Below are 17,665 nucleotides of genomic sequence, written 5' to 3'. Positions count from 1 at the left end.
CCCATTTTATAAAATTTATAAAATGGTTTCTAATAAGTCAAATGCAACTAATAGCACAAGCCAGATATTTTTTAAAAAAATAATCTGGTTCCTCTTATTTCTGGTATTTAGTTTCCAGAAAATTTTTGCAGGGCCTTATGTTACACCCGTCCCGGGTAGTGCATGTTATGATCCCACTTTCGGGAATGTATATCAAAAAATAGTTTCAGGCACAACTTACGACTATGACTTCAACTACTCTGGAGCATATACTCAGTTGTCATGCTCAAATAAAACGGCTTTGGGAGCAGTAGGCTCTTGCACATTAAGAAGTATGGGCATTGATTATCCAAGAGGTAGGTTATTCACAATTATTCAGTACAGCCCTTGCCCTGTCCCTATCGATGATTATGCCTGGATATTATTTGCTATAACGTGTTGCCTGGGTTATACATATCTAAGAAAAGATAAAATCCATTTACAATTTCAAAAGTGATACAGTTTAAAAATTAGAACCACAAAGGACACCGAGGTTACACGGAGTAAAAAGAGAATATAAATAACTCCGTGCACTCTGTGATTTCTCTGTACCCTCTGTGGTTAAAATAAAACAACCGCTAATGTCATTTGTCGTTTTACGTTTTGTGCTTCGAGTTTTTTCTCTACGGACTTTGCAATAAAAAAATTGTAATCACAAAGGGTACTAAGTTTTCTTCGCAAAGAAGCGCAAAACTAATATTGATCTGGACTGCTTTCATGTATTTCCCTTTGTTCCCGCTTCGGTCAAATAAAGATAACCATCACTAAATCACATGACTTTATCATTTTTAAATATTCTTCATTTTTAAGAATTAGAAACAAGTAATTTTCATACCTTTGTATCCCGTACAAAAAGCAGCAACAATTACATTTTGCTGCAAAAAATAAAAATCATGACTAAGTATATTTTTGTTACGGGCGGTGTTACTTCCTCTTTAGGTAAGGGCATCATCTCCGCTTCTTTAGCTAAACTTTTACAGGCACGGGGTTATCGTGTAACCATTCAAAAATTCGATCCATATATCAATATCGATCCGGGAACTTTAAACCCTTACGAGCATGGCGAATGTTTTGTTACTGAAGATGGTGCTGAAACCGACTTAGATCTTGGTCATTACGAGCGTTTCCTGAACGTTCCAACCTCGCAGGCAAATAACATTACTACCGGCCGTATTTATCAGAATGTAATTAATAAAGAGCGTAAAGGTGAATACTTAGGTAAAACTGTTCAGGTTGTGCCGCATATTACTGATGAAATTAAACGTAACATGCGCATCCTGGGCGAGAGCGGCGATTACGATATCGTAATTACAGAGCTTGGAGGTACTGTTGGTGATATTGAATCTTTACCATTTATTGAAGCTGTACGTCAGTTTAAATGGGAAGAAGGTAGTTCAAATGCTATCGTAATTCACTTGACACTTGTTCCTTACCTTGCTGCCGCAGGCGAGCTTAAAACAAAACCTACACAACACTCGGTAAAAGCCTTATTGGAATATGGTATACAGCCTGATATCCTCGTTTGCAGAAGCGAACATCACTTAGGTGCCGATTTAAGAAAAAAAATCGCTTTGTTTTGTAACGTTAACATCAACGCTGTAGTCGAATCGATGGATGCATCTACAATTTACGATGTACCATTGTTAATGTTAAAAGAACAGCTGGATAAAACCGTTTTATCAAAATTAAAGCTTCCAACTAAGAATGATCCGGATATGGAGAGTTGGAAAGATTTTCTTGGCCGTTTAAAAAACCCAACTGCCGAAGTTAAAATTGGCCTGGTGGGTAAATACGTGGAATTACCTGATGCATATAAATCTATTATCGAATCTTTTGTACATGCCGGTTCGAAAAATGAATGCAAAGTAAAAGTAGAATACATCCATTCAGAAAGTATTTTCCCTGATAACGTTAAAGAAAAATTAGGCCATTTACAAGGTGTACTCGTTGCACCCGGATTTGGCAGCCGCGGTATTGAGGGTAAAATAGACACCATAAAATACGTACGTGAAAACAACATTCCTTTCTTTGGAATTTGCTTAGGTATGCAATGTGCCGTTGTAGAGTTTGGCCGCAATGTTTTAGGACTAAAAGGCGCACACACAACAGAAATTGAACCTGAAACAGCGAATCCGGTAATCAATATGATGGAAGAGCAGAAAAACATTGTAAATATGGGCGGTACAATGCGTTTAGGTTCTTATCCATGTGATATTAAAAAAGGTACCAAAGCTTTCGCTATTTATGGCAAACAGCACATTAACGAGCGTCACCGCCATCGTTATGAATTTAACAACGATTATTTAAAACAATACGAAGAAGCCGGAATGATTGCTTCAGGTATAAATCCTCAAACAAATCTGGTAGAGATTGTAGAGCTTAAAAACCATCCTTTTTTCGTTGGTGGACAATTTCACCCTGAATTAAAATCAACAGTAGCAAATCCTCACCCACTTTTTGTTAAATTTGTGGCCGCTGCAATGGAGTACGCTAAAAAGAAAACAAATTAAAGGCAGCATATAAATAAATAATGGATAGAAATACCTTTACAGGATTGTTCCTGATTATGATCATCTTAGGCGGATCATTCTACTTCTTTAAGCCAAGTGAAGCAGAACTAAAAAAAGCCAAAGAAACTGAAAGAATTGATTCTCTTAAAAAAGCCGGTGCTGTTATTGCACCAAAAGATACCGTAATAAAATCATCAACACCTGTTGTAGATTCGCTTGCATTAAAAGGCCCGTTCGGAACGGCCATTGCAGGCACTGAGTCGACTACAGTTTTAGAAAATGAAAATTTACTTATCACTTTAACCAATAAAGGCGGTAAAATTTTATCGGTACAAATTAAAGGGCAGAAAACTTTTGATGGCAAACCACTCATTTTATTCGATGGTGGCGAGAACAAATTCGGACTAACCCTTAACGCAGCAGGAAAAGTTGTTAATACCAACGATTTATACTTTACCCCTACTAAAGCAGGTAATAAAGTAACTATGCGTGCTGATTATGGTCCCAATGCTTATGTCGAATTCAGTTATGATTTAAAAGCATTAAGCAACAAAGTTGGCTTCAATATTAATTTAGTAGGCTTACAGCAGGTAATTGCGGGTAATACGGTTAACTTAAACTGGGATGCAACTTTACTTCAGCAAGAGAAATCTATTGAAAGTGAGCACCGTTACTCGGCGCCTTACTATAAATATCTAGATGGTGATGTAAACCATTTGAATGTGGCTAAAGATGAAAAGGAAGAGTTAACAAAAGGAAAAATACAATGGGTATCTTTCAAACAACACTTTTTCTCGGCAACATTAATCGCGAAACAAGCTTTTGATAAAGGAAGTTTAGAGGTTAAAATCCCGACTGCGCCAGGTCAGGTTAAATTCTATGGTGCAAATATGCAGATGCCATATTCACATCAGGCTAACCAGGCATACGAATTAGAGTTTTATTTCGGTACGAATAAATTCTCTGCTTTAAAAGCACAGGGTTATGACTTAGAACAACAGGTTGATATGGGTTACTGGCCTTTGAAATACGTTAACCGTTTCATTGTATTACCTGTATTTAATTTCCTTAACGGATTCGGCTGGGGTTACGGCTTAATCATCTTTGCCCTTACCATCCTGTTAAAACTGGCCTTATCACCATTAACTTATAAGTCATACCTATCAATGGCTAAAATGAGGGTATTAAAGCCAGAGATGGATGAAATTAAAGCCAAAGTTGGCGAAGATAACCCAACACTGGTACAACAGGAATACCTGAAGCTTTATAAACAAGCCGGTGTAAACCCATTAGGCGGCTGTTTGCCAATGCTTTTACAATTACCTTTGGTGATGGCTTTCTTCTTCTTCTTCCCTAACTTATTTGAGTTAAGGCAAGAAAGTTTCCTTTGGATGAAAGATTTATCTACTTACGATGAATTTATCCGTTTTGGAGTTAAAGTTCCGTTTATCGGCGACCACTTAAGCTTAATGTGTGTATTGATGACCATCTCTACACTAATCATGACTTATTTTAACAACCAGACTTCAGGAGCAACCGGACAGATGAAATACATTGGTTACATTATGCCTGTTGTTTTCTTAGGTGTATTAAATAGTTACCCATCGGGATTAAACTACTACTATTTCTTAGCGAACTTAATGACTTTCGGACAGCAGTTCTTAATCCGTAAAATGGTTGATGATGATAAAATCCATGCATTAATCCAACAAAATAAAGCGAGACCAGCTGACGAGAAAAAGAAGAAGTCTAAATTTCAGCAACGTTTAGACGATTATATGCGTCAGCAGCAGCAACAACAAACGAAAGGTAAAAAATAGTTTTTTGCTTTATAGTTATAAATGAAAGGTCCGGATGTTAAAACATCCGGACCTTTTCTTTTTACATGATATAAAAACAGCCCTTTTATTGTAATATTTGACATACATCCTTTCGATTAAGGCAAAAATTTACAATTTTTATAAATTGAATCTCAACCAACAAATTAATTTATTCGTAAAATGCAGAAAAGATTAACATTTATCCTGTTTTTCGCAGTCAGCTTTGCTTACGCACAAAAAAAGCCTTTGGATCATAAAGTTTATGATACCTGGGAAGCCGTAGGTACCAAGCAATTATCAAACAATGGCCAGTTAGCCTTATATAGCGTGCTTCAGCAGGAAGGTGATGCTACATTGTATATCAGCAACTTAAAAACCAATAGCAAGCTTACTATTCCCCGTGCTTCAACAGGGCAGTTTAGCAATGACTCTAAATTTGCCGTCTTTTTAATCAAACCATTTTATAAAGATTTACGTCAGGCGAAAATTAAAAAGACCAAGCCTGATGCGATGCCAAAAGACACTTTAGGCATAGCTAACTTAACCAGTAATACCATTACAAAAGTTGCAAGGGTTAAATCATTCAAATTGCCTGAAACCGGATTTGGTTACCTGGCTTACCAGCTTGACAAATTAGATACCGCTAAAAAAGCACCGGCTAATGCACCTAAAAAAGATGGTGAAACCGATTTTGCCGACGATGAACCTGCTGGTGGACCGAAAAAAGATGAAGGAACCGACCTTATTGTCAAAAATCTTTTAACCGGTGTTGATAAAACCTATAAATATGTTACCGATTATGCTTTCAGCAAAGATGGAAAACAACTTGTTTTTGCTTGCAGTGGTTCTAAAAAAGATAAAACAGCACCTCAGGGTGTTTACCTTTTAAATACAGAAAAAGGAACTTTAAAAACCTTAATCGCAGGAAAAGGAAGCTTTAAAGGATTCACATTTGATGATGAAAGTGAGCACCTGGCTTTCGTTGGCGAGCAAGATCCAGAGAAAAAAGAAGTTAAAAACTACAACGTTTATTACAACTCCCTAACCTTAGACACAGCACAGATAATTGTTGATTATGATATGCCCGGCTTACCAGCAAAATGGTCGGTTAGTGGCGACGGCAGGGTTTCTTTCAGTAAAGACGGCAAGAAATTATTCTTCGGCATTGCCCCGATTAAAAAACCTAAGGATACCACAATTGTAGATTTCGAAGTAGCTAAGGTTGATATCTGGAACTATAAAGACGATTATTTACAGCCAATGCAGCTTAAAAATGCTGACCGCGACAGTAAAAAAAGTTATTTATCGGTAATTGATGTTTACAGCAATGATCCGAAAGTTGTGCCTTTAACAGATTTAAGCCTTCCTGATGCCAATATGGTAAGTGATGGCGACGCAAGTTTTGTACTCGCATCTACCGACTTCGGTCGCAGAATCGAATCTCAATGGAGTGGTTCAACCTTAAGGGATTACTATCTTGTTGATACAAAAACCGGTCAGCGTAAAAAGATTATTGATAAACTAAACGGCAATGCATCTGCATCACCTGGTGGAAACTATGTAATTTATTTTGATGAAAACACCTCGAACTGGTTTACCTATAATGTAGCAAGCGGAAAAGTTACTCAATTGAACAACGGCATGAACGTGAAGTTTGCCGATGAAGAAAACGATGTGCCTGACACCCCTAAATCTTATGGTATTGCCACATGGACCGAAGGCGATAAAGCCGTATTAATTTACGATCGCTACGATATCTGGTCTTTTTCTCCGGATGGTAAAACAGCTGCAAAAAACATTACCAATAATTTCGGTCGTGATAACAAAATCACCCTTCGTTACGAAAGAACACAACAGGACAATCGTTTTGAACGTGGTGCCGACAGCAAATTTGTTAAAGCAAATGAGCTGGTATGGTTAGATGGTTTCAATAACCTTACCAAAGAGAATGGTTTCTACCGTAAAAATGTTGGTGCAGTAAAAAATCCTGATCTGGTAGTAATGGCCAAAACCAAATATTCGAACCTTTTGAAAGCAAAAGATGCTGATGTATATATTTTCGATAAAGGAAATTATGTGGCTTCGCCGGATGTATATGTAACCACTGATTTCAAAGCGGAAACCAAACTAACCAGCACAAATCCTCAGCAAGCCAGTTACAACTGGGGAACAGCAGAACTGGTAAAATGGACTACACCAAAAGGTTACCAATCGGAAGGTATTCTTTACAAACCGGAAAACTTCGATCCATCGAAAAAATACCCGATGATTGTTTATTTCTATGAAAAATTATCAGATGGTCTATATACCTATCAGGCACCTGCCCCTACACCATCAAGATTGAATATTTCTTTCTTCGTGAGTAATGGTTACCTAGTTTTTGCACCTGATATTACCTATACAACCGGTCACCCGGGTCAATCGGCAGTAGAATTCATTAACTCAGGTGTAGAAAGCTTAAAGAAAAACAGCTGGGTTGATGGCAGCAAGATCGGTATCCAAGGACAAAGCTGGGGTGGTTACCAGGTCGCATATTTAATTACGCAAAACAACATGTACGCAGCTGCATGGGCCGGCGCACCGGTAGCTAACATGACATCAGCTTATGGTGGTATCCGTTGGGAAAGCGGCATGAACCGCCAGTTCCAGTACGAAAAAACACAAAGCCGTATTGGTGCTACATTATGGGAAAAGCCTGAACTATATATCGAAAACTCTCCTCTTTTCATGTTCCCTAAGGTAAATACACCTGTTGTGGTAATGGCTAACGATGCTGATGGTGCTGTGCCATGGTATCAGGGTATCGAAATGTTTACTGGCTTACGCCGCTTGGGTAAACCGGTATGGATGCTAAACTATAATGGCGAAGCGCATAACCTTGTTCAACGCCAGAACCGTAAAGACATTCAAATCCGCGAGCAACAGTTCTTTGATTATTACTTAAAAGGCGCTAAGGCACCTGCGTGGATGACCAACGGTGTACCTGCAACTGAAAAAGGAAAAACATGGGGCTTCGAACTAACAGACGATAAGCCTTAGGAGCGGAAAGCTAAAAGCGGAAAGCTCAAAGCTAAAAGCTTAAAGTCCATAGTTGATAGTATTAAACACTATTGGCTATGGACTTTCGTTTAAAAAAGCTATTTTTCACCTGTCAAACAAAACTAAACAAGCTAAATGGCATTAAGTAGAATATGGTCGGCATTTATTATTGTAGCAATTGTAGTTGCCGGTATTAAATGTTTCTTTTTCGGGCAAACAGATATTTTTAACTGGATGGTGATTGGTAAAGCAGATGATGCTGCAAATCCATTAAAACTCGACGGTATCATTCAAACCTGCTGGGTTGCAGTAGAGCTTTGTCTTAAGCTCATCGGTATTTTAGCCTTGTTTATGGGCTTAATGAGCATTGCAGAAAAAGCAGGCGGCATCAGGTTATTATCCAGAATCGTTGGCCCTTTTTTCTCTAAATTGTTTCCTGACATCCCGAAAGGACATCCATCTATGGGGCATATGATCATGAACTTCTCTGCAAATTTACTGGGTTTAGATAATGCTGCTACTCCTTTTGGTTTAAAGGCTATGGAAAGCCTGCAGGAGCTTAATCCAAGTAAAGACACCGCATCAAATGCACAGATTATGTTCTTATGCCTGCATGCAGCGGGTTTAAGCTTAATTCCGGTAAGCGTTATTGCCATCCGTGCTTCACAGAATGCATCAAATCCTACCGATGTTTTTATCCCCTGCCTTATTGTAACCTTTGTGGGCACAATGGCTGCAATGTTAATCGTTTCCTTTAAACAAAGAATAAACCTGCTGCAGCCTGTAGTCATCGGCTGGATTCTCGGACTTTCAATTATCATTGCAAGTTTGGTTTTATACATCAGGACTTTAGATGCAAAGGGTATTCAGGCTTTTTCTGGTTTATTAAGCAACGGTTTAATCCTGTTTATTTTCCTTGTGATTATCATCGGAGCGCTTTATAAGAAAATCGATGTTTTCGATGCCTTTATCGGAGGTGCAAAAGATGGCTTTAGCACAGCCATTAATATCATCCCTTACCTGGTGGGTATGCTGGTTGCCATCAGCCTTCTTCGCACCAGCGGCACATTCGATGTGGTTATCAATGGTATTAAAAGCATTTTCGTTTATTTTGGAACAGATACCCGCTTTGTTGAAGGTTTGCCTACAGCATTAATCAGGCCCTTAAGTGGTGGTGCTGCCAGAGGTATGATGGTGAGCACCATGGAAACCTATGGTGCCGATTCTTTTGCAAGTAAGTTATCGGGTATATTTCAGGGTGCTTCTGACACTACTTTTTACGTTGTAGCGGTTTATTTTGGATCTGTTCAGATTAAAAACACCCGCTATGCTATCGGCTCCATGCTGCTTGCCGATTTAGTGGGCGTGTGCACCGCCATAGGAATTTGCTACCTTTTCTTCGGATAAAAATATTAACACATAAAAAAGGCTCTTTCCTATTTGGGAAAGAGCCTTTTTATTTCCAGTGCTTTAAGCTTAAGGTTTATCCCACCAAACCCGTGCATTGAGGTCGTCTGTTCCTCCATAAGGGAAAGAAGCTACTGCGGCATTATAGTTTGCCGCGTTATTTGCCCGCTCCTGTGTCGGGTAACCTTCACGTCTTGGAATTAAAATCCCGTTATTGTTTGGTGCAGGCGCTAAAAAGTTAGGGAAACCAGTTCTTCTCCACTCTGCCCAGCCTTCATAACCATGCAGAAATAAGTGAACCCAGCGCTGGTTACCAATTTTCTGATAGGCATTGTTAGCATCATAGGCAACAGCTGCGTTTGCCATATATGCCGTCAACCCAGTCACATCGTTATTGTTCCACTGACGTATAGAAAACTCAATTGCCTTATCGTAATTTGCCTTAGCTGTTACATCGCCGCCTGTTATCCAGCCCAGCTTTGCTGCTTCGGCCATGGCAAACAGCGATTGTGCATAAGTAACAAGGGCAACAGGCGAGTTTTGTAATCGCAGGTTACTGCCCAGTAAGGAATAGTTATTAATCACTACCGTAACTGAACCCGGTAAACCGTAATCAAGGCCAACATAATTGCCTGCTGTATTTTTATTTGCATAAACTGCTAACCTCGGGTCGTTAAGCGGCAACATATAATCAACCACAGATTTACTTACTGCAAACCAGTTCCTACCCAAACGGGTAAAGGAATTGTACCAGTAGTTTTCATTGTTCTGCTCTGCAAGGTGTGGGTAAGAAAGGTTATCCGTATTGGCAGTCATTAAACCATTCGTTACGGCTTTGTTAAACTCAGCACTTCCCTTCATGTCATCCACTTTTGATAAACGCAATGCCATCAGCTGGTGAATGGTATTCCCGAGCCTTTTCCATTTCGCCACATCACCGCCATAAACAATATCATTTTTGATGTTACCACTTACAAAGCCTGCATTGGCTTCATCAAGCAGCTTAAAGAGGTTATCATAAATAACCTGCTGACTGTCGTATTTCGGCGTAAAGTTACTGCTGCCTTTCAGGGCATCGGTATAAGGCAGCGGCCCCCACCGATCGGTCATGTGCCAGAAGAAGTAAGCCTTTAATACTTTGGCAACGGCTACCTGGTTAGCAATAGGTCCTTCACTTGCATCGAGTGAGGTGTTGGTTATCACCGTTTCCAGGTTCATTAAGGGGCCGGTATAGAAACCATAAAAGTTAAAGTTGGTGGTTACATACCTCGAATTATCAGTAAAAGAAGTATTGGATAAATATTGCGGATAATGCACGCCATAAGGCGACGAGCTTAGTCCCGGCAAGGAAAGCTCGGCATTTGCAATAAGCTGCGTACCCGAAGCTTTTGTAGGGTTGTTGGGGTCGGTATTTATCGAATCGTCAAACTTACTACATCCGCTTAGTGCGACTATCGCAACCAAAGCGAGGTAAAGAAATTTATAGCTGTTTTTCATCTTTTTAAAATTTAAGGTTCAGATTAACACCAAATGAACGCACTGTTTGCAATTCACCTTTTTCTATCCAGCTGATATCTGAACTGCCGGATGATAACTCAGACGGATCGACACCTTTTGGTGCAGCCTGCCAGATCATTACCGGGTTACGGGCAACCAGTGCCACTTTAATTCCTTTGAATGGTGTTTTCTTCAAGAAACCGGCATCAAAATTATAGCCTAAACTAACCTCACGCAGTTTAACATACGAAGCAGAATAAATCCATTCATCATAAATACGGGTTCCTAAATTGGTACGGTAATAAGTCCTTGCGTCTACATATGCCGTTACTTCCTGCCCTGTAGCTGCAGAAATCCCGTTTACCTTTACCCCACCACCACTGGCTAAAGGATCACGTACATTGAAACCTTTATCATTTATCGCAGCCGTGATATCTGCCTGGCCAGACTTGGTTGATAACATTTTACTCCAGCTGAAGAACTGCCCGCCTTTCTGGAAGTCGATCATTGCCGCCAAATCGAATTTCCAGATGTGGAAAGTATTCAGCATACCACCGGTAAACTGTGGCAATACACTTCCAAAATCCTTAGCTGTATCAAACAGTGGCATGTTATCCGTACCTAAAAGTACTTTTCCCGTTGCCGGATCTCTCCTGTAGCCCGGACCAATTAAATTACCAAACGACTGGTTAACCGAGGAGTTCAGGTAAATGGTCTGGCTGGAATAGGTACTCAAATCCAGCTGGTAAACATTTATGCCCGGATATAATTCTTTAATCGTGTTCTTGTTATGGGCGAAATTAAGCTGGGTATCCCAGGTGAAGATTTTCGACTGCACCGGTCTTCCCGACAGCGACAACTCAATACCCTTATTTTCAATTAAACCGGCATTCACTACCGTATTATCGAAACCACTGGCTCCGGAAACAGATAAATTAATTACCTGATTTTTATTTCGTTGCTGATAAACCGTAAATTCTGCGCCAATACGGTTATTCAGGAATTTAAGGTCGATACCGGCTTCGTACGAATTGGCAAAAGATGGTTTAAGATTGGGATTCTTCAAGTTGTCAGGAACAAGTAAAGTATTAATTGAACCTGAAGTAGCCGGGTAATTACTACCCAAGCCATAGGTAAAGGCCGTTTGATAAGCCGCAAAATCAGAACCAGCCATTGCATAACTAGCCCTTAATTTACCGTATGACAGCACTTTGGATTTTATGAGGTTACTAAAAAGGAAACTTCCAGAAACCGAAGGATACCAGTAAGAATTATTGTCTTTCGGCAAGGCCGATGAAATATCGTTACGAATAGAGGCATCGATAAAGTAAGTGTCTTTATAACCGAATGAACCCATCGCATACATACTGCGCACCTGCTTTTCACGCTGGTAAGACGTACTCGTTGGCCGGTCAACGGAGGCCGCAATGGTATAGGTATTCGGGCTCGACAGACCACCTGCCGTAGCCTGTAAAGTCTGGCTATATCTTGTTGAATATAAGTTGGCTCCGGCATTTACATTAACCGAAAAATCATTAATGTTTTTACTGAACTGCGCCAGAAACTCGTAGTTATTATCTTTATTCTGATACTTCCCGATGGAATAACTATCGACCAGTCTACCACCTAACGGTTCTTTATGGGTGATGGTCTGGAAATACATATCAGAACGTAAAAAACCGCTCAGCTTCAGTTCCGGTAAAACCTGGTAGCTTAGGTTAACGTCACCAAAAAGACGATCGCGGGTATCATTATTCAACACTTCATAAGCATCAAAAAAGGGGTTATTCCAGTCGCTTGGACGGTTCGTCGGAATTAAACCTGTGGTGGTGCTTGGCGTAACGTTCCAGTTTAAAATCGTTCCGTCGGCATAGCGGTAATTCCTTAAGGTGTTAATGTCGAGATTTCGTTGAAACCATTGCACTGCTCCTGTAAAAGAACCCTGGTAGCCTTGTGTAGGTCTTTGTCCGGCATTGTTGGCGTAATTGGCATTCACACCTACTGTAAGCTTCGGCGTAATATCCAGCGAAGAGCTTAAGCTGAAATTATTACGTTTTAGCCAGGTATTCGGAATAGTCCCGTTGGTATAGGCATTGGTATAACTCAGGCGGTAATTCGAATTCTCGCCACCTCCGGTTACCGAAATACCATTATTGATATTATGGCCGGTCTCGAAGAAATCCTTAATGTTATCTGGTTGCGGAACGAAGGGGCTTAGCTGGCCAAATTCAGGGTCTTGCGGGTAAAAACTGTTTATTTTCCTTACCAGTGTCCCGTCCATTCGTGGGCCCCAGCTTTCATCATTACCATTAATGTATTTCTGACCATTGGCCAGCGTTAAAAAGGTCTGGTTGTTTCCTACGCCATAAATATTCTGCAAAGGCATAAAGTTGCCAATTTTATCTATGGTAAAGGCTGAATTCACGCTAATATCGACCTTTTTGGGGCCTTTGGCACCCTTCTTTGTGGTAATGAGGATTACCCCATATTGACCGCGGATACCGTAAAGTGCAGAGGCCGCAGGCCCTTTCAGCACATTTACGCTTTCAATGTCGTCAGGGTTAATGTCTTGTGAGGTATTCCCGTAATCCACACCGTTCTCCGTCCCGCTAAAGTTACTTTGAGCAATAGGTGTTCCATCTACCACCATTAAAGGCGAACCGCCTCCGGTTAATGAATTTACGCTTCTGATTTTAATTTTTTGCGTCCCACCCATGCTGGCACCGGAAGAACCTGTAACCTGAACCCCGGCAATTTTACCGGCCAGCGATCCGATTACGTTCTGCTCTTTGGTAAGCGTTAAGTTCTCACCCTTGACCGATTGCGTGGCATAGCCAATCGACTTCTCAGAGCGTTTAATGCCAAGTGCTGTCACTACAACCTCATCGAGGTCATTGTCTTTTGCAGAAAGCTGAATATTAATTTGTGTCCTTCCGCCAATGGCTACTTCGCGGGTAGCGAAACCCAGGGAAGTAAAAACAAGGGTAGTGGCGTTGGCTGTTGTGGTAATGGAGTAAGTTCCATCGCCAATGGTCGATGCACCGGTGGTGCTTCCCTTTAGCATTACACTTACACCAGGAATTCCGACGTTCTGTTCATCCGTAACTTTACCCTTGATGGTTACCTGGGCAAAAGAAACGAAATGACACGTCAAAATCCCTAACAAAATGAGTAGGGTTTTGTTGTTCATAATGAAAGATTTAGGTTAGTGATTTTGTTAAGTTGCCTTAAAATACAAAATTTAACCTAATGCTAATCCATTAAAAACCTTACAGATACCCGTAAAGGGCAGAAAATACTGAAGAATACCGCACAACATTGCATAAACCCGCATCTTCTTAAAAGCAGCTACGGGCAACAATTTTATTACAGTAAATTAAGAGGTTTGCGGAAGGGAAATCCGGTTAATGATTTCATCAATTGCATCAGCATCGATAACTGCATTTTTTGATGCGTACCATTTTGATGATTTATTATCCATCCAGATACAGAAAGAATGGTAACCATCCAGTATCACCGCATAAGTTTCATGGAAATCGTCGTGAATGCGCATGCAAAATCCGTTAAAAATCTTGCCTCTTACAATGAATTGCAAAGTTGAATAATCTGTTAACATGGCTCATTATATTTTAGGTTAAGTTACAACATCCAAAAAATGAGAATGTTTCGTTAATTTAAAGGAATTAATAAATTTTTATAAAAGCCTTTAAAATAAGTTAACCTATGCTTAACATATTTGAATAGCCTTTTGCAATTAAACGGTTTTTTGAAGGTAAAAACACTTCACATTGCAGGTTAATTATCGTTCTGCCTTTTTTCACTACCGCCGTTTCGGCAACAATTTCATCACCCTCCTTCGCCGGTGCGAAATAATCGATGTAATTGCTTACCGTGGTAAACCTGCTTTCAAGCCCCATGGTGTAAACGGTAGCGCCAATTAAATCGTCGATAATGCCTGCCGTAACGCCGCCATGTAAAATCTGATAAGGGTTTGTCATTTCTTTACGTACCACATAACTGCACACCAGGATGCCGTTTTCGGCCTTTAGCAACACCGGCGCCAGCCAGTTCATGTAGTTGGAAGGAGAATCACTGATCACCTTCCCGATTGATTGCCTTAAAATATTTAAACGTTGTTCGCTTACTGAATCCATGGTTAAAGATAGGAAAAATGTAAGAGGGATAATGTAAGATGGATGATGGAAAAGGGAAGATGGAAAATGGATGATGGAAGATGTATTATGGAAGATGGAAAGTATGGAGCCTGACCTTACATTATCCATCAAACATCTCACCTCATCCATCCTACCTCATTCATCCCTCATCCATCCTACATCAAACATCTTACATCTTACCTCCTACCTCCCTATCGGTATCCTGATTTTAAAACTTAAGTTCCTGCCCATGTTGTAGATACCTTGCTTTCCTTTCGGACTTGCGGAATAATATTCAAAATACTTCAGTCGGTTGAGGTTAGACAGGTAAGCTTTATCGAAAATGTTATCGCATTGGATGAAGATATCTATAATGGTTTTGCCTGATTTGTTATTGATGCCTGTTCCTACGCCTGCATTGAACAGCGTGTAGCCGGCCGTAAAGCTTTCCGTGGCATCCAGTGCATAAAAACGGTTCTGATCGGCTGCAAAAAGGGCGTCAATTTTAAAGTATGGCTGCGCCAGCCAGCCTTTGGCCGACTGTGCCGTCAGCTTTAGCTCGGAACGGACCTGAAGCGGCGGGATGAGTGGCAGGTATTTCGCCTCCTCGCCGTATTGCTGCAACAGCGCCTCATTTTGATTTAAACCAACAGTATAGGCAAGGCTGTTATTGAAAGCAAGCCATTTTAAGCCTGCCGGATGGAGGTTAATACTGAATTCAGCACCGTAAAGCCTGGCCTTTGCTTGCTGGTACTGGTAGGTAAGGTTACCGGGTACAATAACTACCGGATCCCCTTCTTCATCGGTTAACCGCGACTGGTAAATGTAATTACTGATGTTGTTATTGAAAAGCTCGAGGCTAATATCCAGATCTTTCAGGTAAGCAACAATCCCTACATCTTCCTGTAGGTTAAATTCGGGCTTAAAAGTTCTGTTGCCGAGGTATACGATGTGTGCTCCCGGATCTAAACCGTTTGAGCCGATTTCGGTAATGTTGGGTGCGCGGTATCCCCTTGCCACATTGGCTTTCAGCAGCAGTTTTTCAGTGATATTATAGGTTAAGCCTAAACTACCGGAAAGGCCATAATAGTTTTTATTGAAGGCCGGAAACTGGCGCTCAGCAGCCGGAAAGCCAGCGCTTACCTGTTTACCGAATCCGGTCTGCGTATCTGTGCCCACGTAAAAATCATTCCAGCTGATGTTCCGCCGGTCGATACGAATACCGCCTGAAACATCCACCTTTCCGATTGACTTCTTAGCAAAATAAAAAGCCCCAATATCAAATAAATCGTAATCCGGAATCGGGAAATCCGTGGCGGCCTTACTCCTGTTGCCCTGGAACATTCCGTTGATGCCCAAAGTGCTTTCAAAACCTGCAAAATCAGGCAGGTTGTATTTAACATCGTAGTTAAGGGTATTCAGCACCACATAAAGTCCGGCCTGTTCCGGCAGTGTGGGGTGGTTAAATTCCCTGCGGATACTTTGCTGTGCACCAAAAAGGAAATTCAGGTCGCTGTTTGCAAATTTAAGCTGCCCCGACTGGTAAAGACGGACATGTTGTATATGCTGGTGCAGGGGATTGATGCGGTAAGTAGTAAGCGCTGATTCGGGCACGACTGGCCTTTTTTTAATGTCATCATCCGCATCAAGTACCTGCCGGGTAAACTTTCTGCTCAGGGAATCCCTACTACCATCAGGTATTTCCATCAGGTTGTCATAATAGGTCAGGGCTGTTTTAGCATAGCCCCATTTTTTGTCGACCCGGGCACTGGCCGACAGGTTATACTCGCGGAAAGCCGTACCATATACATAGCCATCTATAGCGTTATGGTAATTATGAGCAGTTTTAGCCGAGGCCCTGAAGGTATATTTCCAGTCATCCCTGATATAAGCCAAGCCCAATGATGAACCGAGCATGCCGTTATTAGCCTGGTAGTTCATTGTAAAATCTCCTTTTAAGGTATTGTTTTCAAAGGCCGGATTAATGGGGATCATGTTAATTACCCCTGCCAATGCATCCGATCCGTAAGTTAAACTGGCCGGGCCTTTTACCACCTCAGCCCTGCCAATACCATATTCATCCACCTCAATGCCATGCTCATCACCCCACTGTTGCCCTTCCTGCCGCAGGCCATCATATAAGGTTAAAACCCTGTTGTAACCCAGGCCACGAATAAAAGGTTTCGACACATTTGGCCCGGTGGTTACGGCTGAAACACCAGGAATTCCCTTTACTATGGCGTCGATCAGGTTGGTATTAACATTCTGATCCATTGTTTTACGCGAAAGTACTGCAATGGGCACCGGGCTTTTCCTTAATTCGGTAGCCCTATTTACCCCGGTTATGACCACATCATTCAGGTTTGAGGCCATTTGCTCAAAAGCCACATTCAATACCTGCACGGAATCGCCGAGTGTTATTTTTTCCTTCCGTAAGGCATAGCCTACTGCCGAGAATACAATTTCGTAATTACCCGCAGCCAATTTTTCAAAAACATAGGTACCTGAGGGGTCTGTTTTAACTGCTTTGGCTGAACCACTAAGCTTTACACTCACATTTTCTTTTGGCATACCATCAACGCTTACCTGCCCTTTCAGCACAGTTTGTTGTGCGGAACATAAATTAACAATGCTTAATGACAATACAATAAGGGCTATGGGAAGCAGTCGTTTCATATTTCTCTAAATATATTTTTAGACAAATCTAAATTTAATTTTATATATATCAAATTATAATATAATGATTAATCTAAAATGGTTAGAAAGTTAATGTTTAGGGGTTAAGGGTTAGGGTTTAGGGGTTGGGGGTTAAAGTTTGAGAGGGGTTAAAGCCCTGTAATTGCTTGATAGCAATCATAACAGCCGCTAAAACAGGGCAAAAAGGATGTATCTAATTAACTAATAAATAAACACTTAAGACGAAAAATGCATTTAAAAGGCATGAGAGGGCTATTATTTTAAAATTTATTTCGCCTTATTGATTAGAACTTCTATATTTGCAGACATTAAAAAAATGGGCCTCGGTAGCTCAGTTGGATAGAGCAACGGTTTTCTAAACCGTGGGTCAGGGGTTCGAATCCCTTCCGGGGTACTTTTAAAGAGCTTCTAGCGGTATGTTAGAAGCTTTTTTTATACCTGACTGTTTCGCATTTGGCGCGCAACTGGCGCGCTAGTTTTTAAATTATTAAATTACTTTCAAAGGTATGACGTTGTTGCATAC

At 40.8% G+C, this 17,665-nt stretch carries 9 protein-coding genes and 1 tRNA gene; 5 read left to right on the top strand and 5 right to left on the bottom strand.

Annotation, left to right across the window (positions count from 1 at the left end; genetic code table 11):
• Window positions 1–911: 911 nt before the first annotated feature.
• From R2R71_RS00050 to R2R71_RS00035, 4 genes are all read left to right on the top strand, one after another.
• Entirely contained in the window at window positions 912–2,528 is a 1,617-nt protein-coding gene (locus R2R71_RS00050) for a CTP synthase (protein WP_316829191.1), read from the top strand.
• A gap of 20 nt (window positions 2,529–2,548) precedes the next feature.
• A complete protein-coding gene (gene yidC / locus R2R71_RS00045) occupies window positions 2,549–4,348 on the top strand; it encodes a membrane protein insertase YidC (protein ID WP_316829190.1) in 1,800 nt (599 codons plus the stop codon).
• 180 nt (window positions 4,349–4,528) lie between these two features.
• Window positions 4,529–7,387, top strand: a complete 2,859-nt coding sequence (locus R2R71_RS00040; RefSeq protein WP_316829189.1) for a prolyl oligopeptidase family serine peptidase — start codon at window positions 4,529–4,531, stop codon at window positions 7,385–7,387.
• Window positions 7,388–7,522: 135 nt separating this feature from the next.
• Complete coding sequence (locus tag R2R71_RS00035; protein ID WP_316829188.1) at window positions 7,523–8,794, top strand: nucleoside recognition domain-containing protein; 1,272 nt, start codon at window positions 7,523–7,525, stop codon at window positions 8,792–8,794.
• Window positions 8,795–8,863: 69 nt separating this feature from the next.
• Here the strand turns inward: R2R71_RS00035 and R2R71_RS00030 are convergent, their stop codons facing one another.
• From R2R71_RS00030 to R2R71_RS00010, 5 genes are all read right to left on the bottom strand, one after another.
• Complete coding sequence (locus R2R71_RS00030) at window positions 8,864–10,291, bottom strand: SusD/RagB family nutrient-binding outer membrane lipoprotein (protein WP_316829187.1); 1,428 nt, start codon at window positions 10,289–10,291, stop codon at window positions 8,864–8,866.
• Window positions 10,292–10,295: 4 nt separating this feature from the next.
• Window positions 10,296–13,481: a SusC/RagA family TonB-linked outer membrane protein gene (locus R2R71_RS00025; RefSeq protein ID WP_316829186.1), complete on the bottom strand. Its 3,186-nt coding sequence runs from the start codon at window positions 13,479–13,481 to the stop codon at window positions 10,296–10,298.
• A gap of 186 nt (window positions 13,482–13,667) precedes the next feature.
• Window positions 13,668–13,844, bottom strand: a complete 177-nt coding sequence (locus R2R71_RS00020) for a hypothetical protein (protein WP_316829185.1) — start codon at window positions 13,842–13,844, stop codon at window positions 13,668–13,670.
• A gap of 163 nt (window positions 13,845–14,007) precedes the next feature.
• Window positions 14,008–14,445, bottom strand: coding sequence for a PaaI family thioesterase (locus R2R71_RS00015; protein ID WP_316829184.1), 438 nt, complete (start codon window positions 14,443–14,445; stop codon window positions 14,008–14,010).
• A gap of 204 nt (window positions 14,446–14,649) precedes the next feature.
• Window positions 14,650–17,121 (bottom strand): TonB-dependent receptor, encoded by a 2,472-nt coding sequence (locus tag R2R71_RS00010; protein WP_316829183.1) that lies wholly within the window; start codon window positions 17,119–17,121, stop codon window positions 14,650–14,652.
• Window positions 17,122–17,462: 341 nt separating this feature from the next.
• Between R2R71_RS00010 and R2R71_RS00005 the strand changes: the two genes are divergently transcribed.
• Window positions 17,463–17,536, top strand: a tRNA-Arg gene (locus R2R71_RS00005).
• The last annotated feature ends 129 nt before the right edge of the window (window positions 17,537–17,665 follow it).

The sequence above is a fragment of the Pedobacter aquatilis genome (assembly GCF_032678405.1).
Classification (GTDB): domain Bacteria; phylum Bacteroidota; class Bacteroidia; order Sphingobacteriales; family Sphingobacteriaceae; genus Pedobacter; species Pedobacter aquatilis_A.
Note: the sequence above shows the minus strand (reverse complement) of the source record. Positions and strands in the feature narration are given on the sequence as shown.